Origin of the sequence: Oligoflexus sp., assembly GCF_035638955.1 — a bacterium.
Taxonomy (GTDB): domain Bacteria; phylum Bdellovibrionota_B; class Oligoflexia; order Oligoflexales; family Oligoflexaceae; genus Oligoflexus.
In genome coordinates this window covers 26,599-36,816 of record NZ_DASQYZ010000156.1, presented here as the reverse complement: position 1 = coordinate 36,816, position 10,218 = coordinate 26,599, and the positions used below count along the sequence as shown (strand labels likewise).

Below are 10,218 nucleotides of genomic sequence, written 5' to 3'. Positions count from 1 at the left end.
TCAAAGGGCATCAAAGACCCCAAATAAGTCAGAATGCTATGCTCATAATGGTCGATATCGTGCAGGTGATCGAATGCTTTTAAGTAACGACCGCCTGCAAAAGCTGGATGATCCGGGGAGTTATACGAGATCTGTGCGTTTGACATGATTCCCTCAATCCATGAGGGAGACACTGACATTGAAATGCGGACGTGAGTCGCCTATGATCCGCGAACGGAACGGCGGGGTCCGCTTTTTTCGAGAATTGTCAGGCTCCGTAGTTTCGGGAAGCTGGAGTTGGCGCTCCGGCTTCCACCCTAAAGCCAATGTTGTCGCCTACCTTATGCACATATCTGAAAACTGCAAAGTAATATTTTACTTCGACATCGCAACAGCAAGCTGCGCCCCCACCCGAGCATTGTTCTTCACCAGAGCTATATTGGATTTCAAGCTCCGACCCTGCGTCCGCTCCACAATATTCTTCAGCAGAAACGGCGTTACACCTTTACCCTTAATTCCCTGACGTTCAGCGTCAGCCAAAGCCTCTTCGATAGTTTTATCGATTTCGATAGCAGGAATCTCACTCTCAACAGGAATTGGATTCGCCACCACAACCCCACCCTTCAGCCCCCACTCGTATTTGGTTTTAATAATGGAAGCCAACGCAACCATCTCATCAACCCGTTGCAGCACAGGACATCCACTCGAACGAGTGAAAAACGCCGGAAAGTCATCCGTCCTATATCCGATCACGGGAACACCCGATGTCTCAAGAACTTCAAGTGTCTTAGGTATATCCAGAATCGACTTCACACCTGCACAAATAACACACACATCCGTCTGGGCAAGCTCCGTTAAATCCGCAGAAATATCCCACGAATCAGCCGCCCCGCGGTGCACACCGCCCAAACCCCCGGTAACAAAAACCCGAATGCCCGCCCACTGCGCAGCAATCATAGTTCCAGCGACTGTGGTAGCCCCGTCCATTTTTTGAGCAATTAAGCTGGGAAAATCTCGACGCGAAACTTTCTCAACTGAACGGTTCTGACCGAAGCTTTCCAGCTCAGAGTCACTCAATCCAATTTTAATCTGACCTTTTATAATCCCAATCGTTGCGGGCACCGCACCTTCCGCCCGAATAATCGCTTCGACTTCCCGCGCCGTCGCCACATTTTGCGGATAAGGCATGCCGTGCGAAATAATCGTCGATTCCAGAGCAACAACAGCTCGCCCTTCCGCTTTGGCCTGGGCTACTTCGGGGTGTATGTCAAGATATGGATGCATGCCAAGGGTCCTTTCCTTCGTTCAAATGACCGGGAGAAAAAGACCCTTTTTTACGGCGCAAGTCAACCGATCTAACTCCCTTCGCGAAAACGTTTTCATGTCCCCGCACGTTGAATTCTTCCACCCCTTGTTCCATATCTAAAGGGGGCAGAACCGCGCGGAATAAGGAGCCTGAAATGACCGACATTTTCAATTTCCTGGCCCTTCATGCGATCGAAGAGGCCATGCGAAGGGGTGAATTCGACAATCTGAAAGGGGCGGGACAACCCCTTCCTCCGATCGAAGGATCGGCCATAGACCGCTGGATGAAATCTAAAGGCATCATGCCCAGAGAGGTGGAGCTTCGGAAAAAACTGGCTGAAAAAAGGGTGGCCGGCGCAGGCCACAACGAATGCCAGGATCTGGAAATCGAAATCAGAATTTTGACCGAGCAAAGGATGCTGCAGCAAGCCTCACGACAGATCTAAAAGGGAAGGGCTGGCATCCGACGCACTCCTTCTTACTGATGAATCCGATTGCGTCATTGTGAATGCCCAAGGAACCCGGAACCAGGTCGACCACCCACTTCGATCGAATGACTCCGTTTGCGGGTTCCGGTCCCCAGCCCTGGACTTTCCGCAGCGGCTTGAGTACCCTCGGGGCCTCGGTAAAATCGCATGAATTGGGGGCGCCAATATGGAAGAAAAGCTCAGGACCACACCGCTCTATGCCATCCATAAAAAACTGAAAGCCAAGACCGCCGGATTCGGTGGCTGGGATATGCCCATCAGTTACGAAGGCGTGCTCGCGGAACATAAGACCGTGCGGGAAAGCTGCGGGATTTTTGATGTCAGTCACATGGGCGAGATTTTTGTATCCGGCCCCGACGCTCTGAAATTTCTGCAATTCCACACCGTGAACGATGTCAGCCGCCTGGGCGATGGCAACGGTCAGTACAGTGCACTCCCCACACCCGAAGCGGGCTTCGTGGATGACCTGATTATATACAGATTGGCGGAAAACAATTATCTGCTGTGCGTGAACGCATCGAACGCCGATAAAGATTACCAATGGCTCGTCGATCACAAAGCCGGCTACAACGTAAAGCTGGATAACCAATCCCCCCAGTGGTCACAGATCGCAATCCAAGGCCCAAAAAGCCTGGACTGTCTGAAAGCACTGTTGAGCGCCGATGATCAGAAAAAAGTCGAAGCCCTGAAATACACCGATATCGTTCCCACGAATTTCTTCGGACACATGGGATATACCGCCCGCACCGGATACACCGGCGAATGGGGCTACGAAATCTATCTGCCCAACGCCGTCGCCGAACAAGCCTTCGCCACGCTGCTGGAAAAAACACCAGCAAAACCGATCGGCCTGGGCGCCCGCGATACTTTGCGATTGGAAGCCTGTTATTTGCTTTACGGCAACGACATGGATGAAACCGTAACACCGATCGAAGCCGGCATCGGCTGGGCCGTGCGTTTTGAAAAGGGCGATTTCCTAGGTAAAGCCAAGATGGAAGCGCAAAAAGCTGGGAAGATTCCAGCACGCAAAATGGTGGCGTTCCAGCTGGAAGAGCAGGGGATTCCCCGCCACGGCATGGATATTTATAAGGGCGATCGCAAGATCGGTGTGGTCACCAGCGGTTCGTTCCTGCCAACACTCGATTTTGCCGGCGGCATGGCGCTGATTGAAAAGGATGGCGGCCAGCTGGGTGAGACCTTTGAGATTGATGTTCGCGGTAAAAGAAAAGTTGCGAAGATCGTAAAAAGACCCCTATATTCGGCACAGGTTAAGTGATCGCCTGAGCCGTATTTTCATGCTTGAAAGAGGTATACCATGTCTTTTCCTAAGGAACTTAAATACACCCGTGAACATGAGTGGATCCGCCTTGAAAACGGCAAGGCAACCATCGGCGTGACAGGCTATGCCCTCGAGCAGCTGGGCGACGTGGTTCACTTGGACCTGCCGAAAGTTGGCGAGAGCTTCAAAGCTGGTTCGACCTTCGGCACCATCGAGTCGACCAAAACCGTATCCGACCTTTATATGCCCCTGACCGGCAAAGTGCTGGCTGTGAATACCGCCGCTACCAAGAACCTCGAAGGTCTGGCCGAAGATCCTTATAAAAACGGCTGGCTGGTGCAGGTTGAGTACGCGAAGGAAGACGGCGAGCTGATTTCGGCATCGGAATACGAGAAGTATATCGCTGACGAAGAATAAGATTAGTGTGCATCATATTGGCTGCTGCTACCGGGCAGCCGTTGGGTGGTCCCCAGGCTCGAACCTGGGACAACCCTGACCCATGTTGGGTTACTTCTTTGGTGGTCCTTTCTGCGCATCTTCAGCTTTCACGCCTTCCGTCCACAGCCGAATCTTGACCTCTTCCCCAACCGCTGGCCCAATCGCAACCTTGTCATCATAGTTGATGTTGAAGTCTTTTCTATTGATGGTCGCAGTGGCCTGCATGGCCGCACGTTGCTGGCCCCAGGAATCCTTCACCGATCCGGTATATTTTCCCTCGAAGGTCACGTCCCTGGTTACTCCTTTAATGGTCAAGGCAGCGACCATTTTGAAAGCTTCCGGTGTGCCTGTGAAGGATTTGCTGACAAGCGTCATATCGGGAAACTTTGTGACTTCGAAGAAGTCTTTGGAACGCAAATGATCATCGCGTTTGGCCACGCCTGTATCAATGGATTTCACAGGTACGGTGGCCGTTACTTTGGAGGCTGTAAAAGGCTCGGCTAACGTGAACTCGCCTTTGACATCATTGAATCGACCTTCCACCTCAGACACCACGAAATGTCCAATGACAAAGGAAACGCGGGAATGAGCCGGATCAACGTCGTACTTACCTTTCACATAATCTATGGCAGCTGCTAGAGCGGTCAAGGGTAGTACCAGTATCATCACGGCGAGCTGAGTTTTCAGCAATTGACCTAACTTACTCATGACAATCCTCCTACAGGTTTTGAAGTGCTTCATAAATTAGCCCGATAGTAATGCAAAGAACCTGAGGGATCCAGGGAAGGCGAGGCACCTTCGTAGTGGACCTTACGTGATTCCACTAGCCATGGATCACGTTGATGGCGTCGAGCATGCAACTGGTGCCGCGTAGCGTGGCCCCTGCAGAATCCTTGGCAATACGCACCGGGACTCCAAACGAATGTTCAATGAGCCCACCCAAATTTTGTAATAACGCTGAGCCGCCCGTAAGAATAATACCGCGATCAATGAGGTCACCCGATAGTATCGGAGGGGTGTTTTCCAGCATCAAACGGATGGTTCGAATGATGGCACTGACAGGACCAAGAATCGCCTCTCTGACTTCGCACGATCTGACTTTGCGGGTCTGGGGCAGATAGGAATTCACATCAATACCTTTGACAATAAGGATATCTTCAGCTTGCCCGAAAACATCACACAGTCGGGGTTTAAGGCCCTCAACGGTTCGTTCCCCTACGATCAGATTGCAGTGATTGCGAAAATAGGAAACCAACGAGTCGGTGATGGCGTCACCACCGACTCGAATGGATTCCGAATGCACAATCCCACCAAGAGAGATCACCACGGCCTCGGTGATTCCACTGCCAATATCCACGACCATATTGGCAACACTTTCCGAAATATCGATGTCGGCTCCAATGGCAGCTGCCAAAGGCTCTTCTACAATCGCCACCGAAGAACTATCAAAGACACTGACGGCATCCATCACAGCCCGACGTTCCACATCGGAAATACTAAAAGGCGCTCCGATTAATACCCGGGGCTTTTTCAGAAAGCGCCCGATCCTGGTACGCCTGGCTATTTCCCTGAGCATCAACTTGGTCGCTTCCAGCTGATCGATGACCCCGCCTTGCAACGGTCTGACCGTGGCCACACCCACCGGTTCCTTACCCTTGATTTTAAAGGCTTCGTGGCCGATGGCTAAGATGGTCTTTCTATATCCATTATCGCGAAAACTAATAACAGAGGGCTCTTCATAAACCAAACCTTCCCCTTTGATGAAGACGGCGGTTTTTGATGTGCCCAGATCGATGGCCACGTCCATGGAACTTAAGTTTCTGATCATCGTTGTTAACATTGATAGAGCCCTCTCTGTTATCTATAGATGCCAATGACCATTGGCTTCAGGCTGGTAGGCAATCGAATCCACCACCAGACTTTTGAGCCGTCCATTGCGGGCTTGCCAGGTGATCGCTTGACCGGCGCGGGCTCCCAGCAGGGCCACTCCTAAAGGCGCCAGCAGCGATATCTTGCCCTCGTCGATGTTGGCCTCATGTGGGAAAACAACGGTTAAATGACCCATTTTTTCAAGTTCCCTCTGGCCCTCGCCATCCTCGGTGCAGGTCACGATGGAGTGAATTGTCACCAGATCCGGAGGCGTTTCGTTCTGATCGATAATCTCAGCCTGTTCGATCTTTTCCTCCCAGAGATCCAGGATTTCGACCTCCAAAACTGCGCTGCGGAGGCAGGACAGAATTCTTTTCAAATCCTGATCTGTGATCATTTCAAGCGCGTGTCCCATTCTTATGTCCTGAAGTCTGGTCGATTGTTTCATGCTCTTTGCCCTCCAATTTTCCACGATAACGTGTGACATCATAGTGCTCGCTTAAACGGATGAGCTCGCCCTGGGTCGTCCGTCTTGAAATAAGATCGGCAGTGATCTCGTTCGAATCCGTTAATCCCATGGCGCCCATCATGGCGGCGACGGATTCCACAGTTTTCTTGTGATAGTTGAAGACGCGTTTGAATTTTTCCTCGGGCACGAGGCCAGCAACCAAATTGGGATCCTGGGTGGCCACGCCGGTGGGACAGCGATCGGAATCACACTGCAGCGCCTGAATGCAGCCCAAGGCCATCATCATGCCCCGAGCCGAAGCACAGATATCGGCTCCCAAAGCCATGGCGCGCACAATATCAAAGCCGCTTATGATTTTGCCGCTGCAAATCAAACGAATGTGCTGTCTGATCTGATATTGGTTCAGAGTGTTATGGACCAGAACCAGCGCCTCGGTTAAAGGCAAGCCGATATGGTTGGTGAATTCCAGGGGCGCCGCACCCGTTCCTCCTTCAGCCCCATCAATGCTGATAAAATCCGGCATGATTTGAGTCGCGACCATGGCCGCGCAGAGTTGCTCGATTTCTTCAGCCCGACCGACACAGAGCTTGATGCCAATCGGTTTGCCCTGACTCAAAGACCGAAGCCGGGAAACAAAGACCAGCATGTCCCTCACATTTTGAAAGGTCTTGTGCCGGGGAGGGGAGGCCACATCCAAGCCCGGCAGGACACCCCTGACCTGCGCGATTTCAAAACTGACTTTTTTTCCAGGCAAAAGACCACCCAGGCCGGGTTTGGCTCCTTGCGAAAGTTTCAGTTCGATCATCTTGATCTGAGACATGCATGCCGTAGCGGCGAACTTTTCTTCATCGAAATCACCGGCAAGGGTGCGACAGCCGAAGTAGCCCGTTCCAAGTTGCCAGATAAGGTCGCCGTCGTGTTTCAGATGGTACTCACTGATGCCGCCCTCACCGGAATTATGCGCAAACTGCCCCATGGCCGCTCCGGCGTTCAAAGCCTCAACGGCACGACTGCTGAGCGCACCAAAGCTCATGGCTGATATGATGAAAATACTGGAATCATAAGGTTGCCGGCAGTCCGGTCCCCCGATACGCGTCCGCAGGCGTTTGGTATTCACCTGCGTGGGAAAGAGCGTATGATGCACGCACTCAAAACCAGGGGCATACATATCATGCCTGGATCCAAAGGGTACCGTGTCGCGCTGATTTTTAGCCCTTTGGTAGACGAGCGACCGTTTCTCACGATTAATCGGTGTCCCATCGATATTGGATTCAATGAAATATTGATTAATCTCGGGTCGAATGGATTCCAGGGCATAACGAATATGACCTAAAACCGGGAAATTCCTGAGTATGGTATGCCTGGTCTGATACAGGTCATGGGCTGCGATTAGCAGCAAAAAAATACCAGGGAGAAAGATCCACCATAATTCCGATAAATACATCACGCCCATCGAGATGATCAGCGCAAACGCAATGACCCAACGAACCTGAAGACGCATAGCTGCTCCGTTCAGACACTCAATTTTAATTTAGCTAAAAATGTGTGGAGAGAGCCCCCAGGGTGCCTGGAGCTTTCTTGGCAGAAAAATCCTTGCATCCTGGGCTTAAGACCGTGTTGGAACTGTGAGTCGACCAAGGCACGTGAGGGAGCCGTTGGCAAATAGGAGTCGAATGCAAGCAATGCGCGAGATTCGCGGGAGAAAACTCAAAATTTTGAGGTAACGCTGCATGGCTCACCAGGGTTTTCTGAAACGACCGGAGTCCACTCAACTATGGCACAACCTTGGACGAAGTCAACCCGGGTTTTCCCCGATGACGTTGGATGGGGCGTGGCGTTTTGCTTTAAGATCGCGGAAAGGCTGCACATAGAGAGTCACGATACTCTGGCGTTCATCCGACAAAGGTGAACCGTCGAGACCAAACCGTACAGGATCTGTGACGTGTCGAGGATTGACGTGGGTTTTCCACATAAGATCCCAGAGGGCGAGGCAGACGCCAAAATTCTTATCAAAGTGCGCCACATCCCGGCTGTGATGAATCTGATGAGCGGCTGGGCTGATGAATATTTTTTCAAGCGGGCCGAAGTGAATCCAAACCTGCGAATGCCGAAGATTGGATCCCGCCAGGTTGAAGAGAAAACCCAGGGCTTCGGCGCCGATGATATCCCAGCCGGAAACAGCCGAACCAAAGAGAAAAAAGAAGACGCCGGTCACCAGCCCGTACGTGATGGAGTTGCGGATGCGGGCCCAGAGAATATCCACGGGATGCGTGCGCATGAGTGTCAGTGGTGTCATCACCAAGGCACTGTGATGAACCTGATGAAAGCACCACAGCCAACGCCAACGGTGCTGCAGATAATGAAAAAAGAAGCGGGCGAAGTCATCGGCAAGAAAGATCACCACACTATACAGGGCTGTGACCCAGAAAGGGGACCAGCCGAGCTGAGGCTTGCCGCCAGCGATTTTGGTCAGAAGAAGGGAGATCGCCGCAGCAATACCGACGGTTGTCACAAAAGAGCCTGGAAAAACCAGCAAACGGAAGAGGGTATTGATGCCGATAATTTTCATATCAGCCAACGAGGAACGGTGAAACCAGATGCGGGGCGAGAAAAGAATCCTCAGATGTTCCCCACGCCTGGATCCCGAGACCAATATAATCAGGAGCAGGGATGCCAGAAGGCTGCCCCAAAAGAACCGCTTGCTCGGATCGAAAAACATCAATCCGGGTTCCAGCAGTTGCTCCAGAATCATTTCGGGCTCTTTATTAGTCATTATCACCTGAAACCTGGGCAGGGGTGGTCAGCTTCAGAATTTCCACAAATTCAGTTTTCAGCTCATCCGTAACGGCTTTGATTTCCTGATATAGGGCGCAAACTTCGGACTTTCGATCATCAACGGTAGTTGCGGCGCAAGCGGCCTGATCAAGACTATTGATATAGTTTGTCAGGGTGTCCTGATTCGCAAGCGAATCCGCCGTGGCGATCGCTTTTTGCAGACTGGCCTGCATCTGCTGCATGAGGGTGTCACCGCCCACGGCCTTCAGGTAATCATCAAAGCCGAGCCCATCACCGCCGGTAAAAGCATCTTCGAAGCCAATCAGATTATGCTCAATGGATGTGAGGCTTTGCTGGGAAAAAAGATGTTCGATCGCCTCAGGACAAACGTCGGTGGTACAGGAAGTATGGATGCCCAGCGGGGCGCCTAGTTTTTTATCCTTCACCTCGGAATCCAGAAAAAAGAGACTATCAGAAATCACGTTGATGCGACGCTGAAGTTCCTCATCCGTACCTTCCGCGACCAATTGATAGTGATAACCCTGACTGCCATCATTCCACTTGTTTTTCAGGGTTTCCGCCTGGGTCACCAGATCAGCAGCCAACAGGCGCAGATAGCCGCAACGCAGTTCATAGCGGTTGGCTTCGGGTCTGGCATTCCAGGTTTGGGTTTGGGTTACCGTATCCTTGCAAGCATGGAGGCTATCGTTATCGAAGAGCAGATATTCCATAGCGCTCAGGCTTTTGGTGGCGTCGTTGCTCGACAGCGTGAAAGCTGCCGTATTATCAGCCATGACGGCAACCTGCTGATCCACGGCGCAGGCATTCACCAGAGGCCAGGTGTAAATATCATAGCGCAGGGTGCTTTCGTTCTCGGCAAGGGGACCAAACTGCAAAGGCTCGACTTCCTGCCACAGAGCCATTGTATTTTTCCACGCGGTTTGCGCTGGCGCTGAAGCGGTCGCCCAGGTGCTGCCCCCGGCGAGGTTTTGACAAAAGCTATCGGTCGCCAGTTTCAACACTGCGGTTTGATCGATAAAGCTTGCGTAACGAGGCTGGATCACGCCTGTGCTCAGCTGCTTCAGGAGTCCGATGCGATCGAAGACGGGCAGCTCCACGGTGGGAGCGCTATCGCTGCTGCTTTTTCCGCAACCAGCCACGGTCAAGGGCAGGGCCAACAAAAGACTGAAATGTTTCATCGTTAAGTTTCCACTCTGCAGTTGGGGTTATCCGCGATGAAGCCATCGCGTTGGGTTTTTAAAGTATAAAGCGACGGAGTAGAGCTGACAGGGAATTCGATCGCAGATCGGACCGACCCAGACTGGGACTATGGGCTCTCATCACGTCGACTCTTGGTGAATGGATGCTGAAGTCAGCAGCATTCTGAAGGAGTAAATGATTCTGATTATCAATTCCATCGGAATTTGGCGTCCTGGGCTTAAGGAAAACCCGAATTCCGGCCGAGTCTCGGAAATTAAAGGGAATTCAAGGGCATCATGAATCAACCGCCAGGTCCCCGGCGTACAAAGGACAAAAATGGGGTATTCTTCTTAGTATTACAGCATGTTAGAGCCGCTTGTGCTGACTAACTAAGTCGCGAGGATCATTTGCGTTTT

10 protein-coding genes are annotated in these 10,218 nt (G+C 51.8%); 3 read left to right on the top strand and 7 right to left on the bottom strand.

Annotated features, from left to right (window positions below; translation table 11 throughout):
- Positions 1-354 precede the first annotated feature (354 nt).
- The gene (locus VE954_RS14725) at positions 355-1,263 is read right to left on the bottom strand and encodes a pseudouridine-5'-phosphate glycosidase (RefSeq protein ID WP_324954019.1); all 909 of its coding nucleotides are present in this window, start codon (positions 1,261-1,263) and stop codon (positions 355-357) included.
- A 176-nt stretch (positions 1,264-1,439) separates the two neighbouring features.
- Between VE954_RS14725 and VE954_RS14720 the strand changes: the two genes are divergently transcribed.
- From VE954_RS14720 to gcvH, 3 genes are all read left to right on the top strand, one after another.
- Positions 1,440-1,730, top strand: a complete 291-nt coding sequence (locus VE954_RS14720; RefSeq protein WP_324954018.1) for a DUF1992 domain-containing protein — start codon at positions 1,440-1,442, stop codon at positions 1,728-1,730.
- Positions 1,731-1,938: 208 nt separating this feature from the next.
- The gene (gene gcvT, locus VE954_RS14715; RefSeq protein WP_324954016.1) at positions 1,939-3,048 is read left to right on the top strand and encodes a glycine cleavage system aminomethyltransferase GcvT; all 1,110 of its coding nucleotides are present in this window, start codon (positions 1,939-1,941) and stop codon (positions 3,046-3,048) included.
- A gap of 39 nt (positions 3,049-3,087) precedes the next feature.
- Complete coding sequence (gene gcvH, locus VE954_RS14710; protein ID WP_324954014.1) at positions 3,088-3,468, top strand: glycine cleavage system protein GcvH; 381 nt, start codon at positions 3,088-3,090, stop codon at positions 3,466-3,468.
- A 90-nt stretch (positions 3,469-3,558) separates the two neighbouring features.
- Here gcvH and VE954_RS14705 read toward each other — a convergent pair whose 3' ends face one another.
- The 6 genes from VE954_RS14705 to VE954_RS14680 all read right to left on the bottom strand — a co-directional run bounded on the left by VE954_RS14705 (position 3,559) and on the right by VE954_RS14680 (position 9,801).
- Positions 3,559-4,197, bottom strand: a complete 639-nt coding sequence (locus VE954_RS14705) for a YceI family protein (protein WP_324954012.1) — start codon at positions 4,195-4,197, stop codon at positions 3,559-3,561.
- Between the two features lie 115 nt (positions 4,198-4,312).
- On the bottom strand, positions 4,313-5,329 hold the full coding sequence (locus VE954_RS14700; RefSeq protein WP_324954010.1) for a rod shape-determining protein: 1,017 nt from the start codon (positions 5,327-5,329) through the stop codon (positions 4,313-4,315).
- A gap of 21 nt (positions 5,330-5,350) precedes the next feature.
- Positions 5,351-5,773: a GreA/GreB family elongation factor gene (locus VE954_RS14695; RefSeq protein WP_324954008.1), complete on the bottom strand. Its 423-nt coding sequence runs from the start codon at positions 5,771-5,773 to the stop codon at positions 5,351-5,353.
- Positions 5,757-7,328, bottom strand: a complete 1,572-nt coding sequence (locus tag VE954_RS14690) for an FMN-binding glutamate synthase family protein (protein WP_324954006.1) — start codon at positions 7,326-7,328, stop codon at positions 5,757-5,759. Before VE954_RS14690 ends, VE954_RS14695 begins: the two co-directional genes overlap by 17 nt.
- Before the next feature lie 294 nt (positions 7,329-7,622).
- Complete coding sequence (locus VE954_RS14685; protein WP_324954004.1) at positions 7,623-8,579, bottom strand: sterol desaturase family protein; 957 nt, start codon at positions 8,577-8,579, stop codon at positions 7,623-7,625.
- Positions 8,580-8,592: 13 nt separating this feature from the next.
- Positions 8,593-9,801 (bottom strand): imelysin family protein, encoded by a 1,209-nt coding sequence (locus VE954_RS14680; RefSeq protein WP_324954002.1) that lies wholly within the window; start codon positions 9,799-9,801, stop codon positions 8,593-8,595.
- Positions 9,802-10,218: the final 417 nt, after the last annotated feature.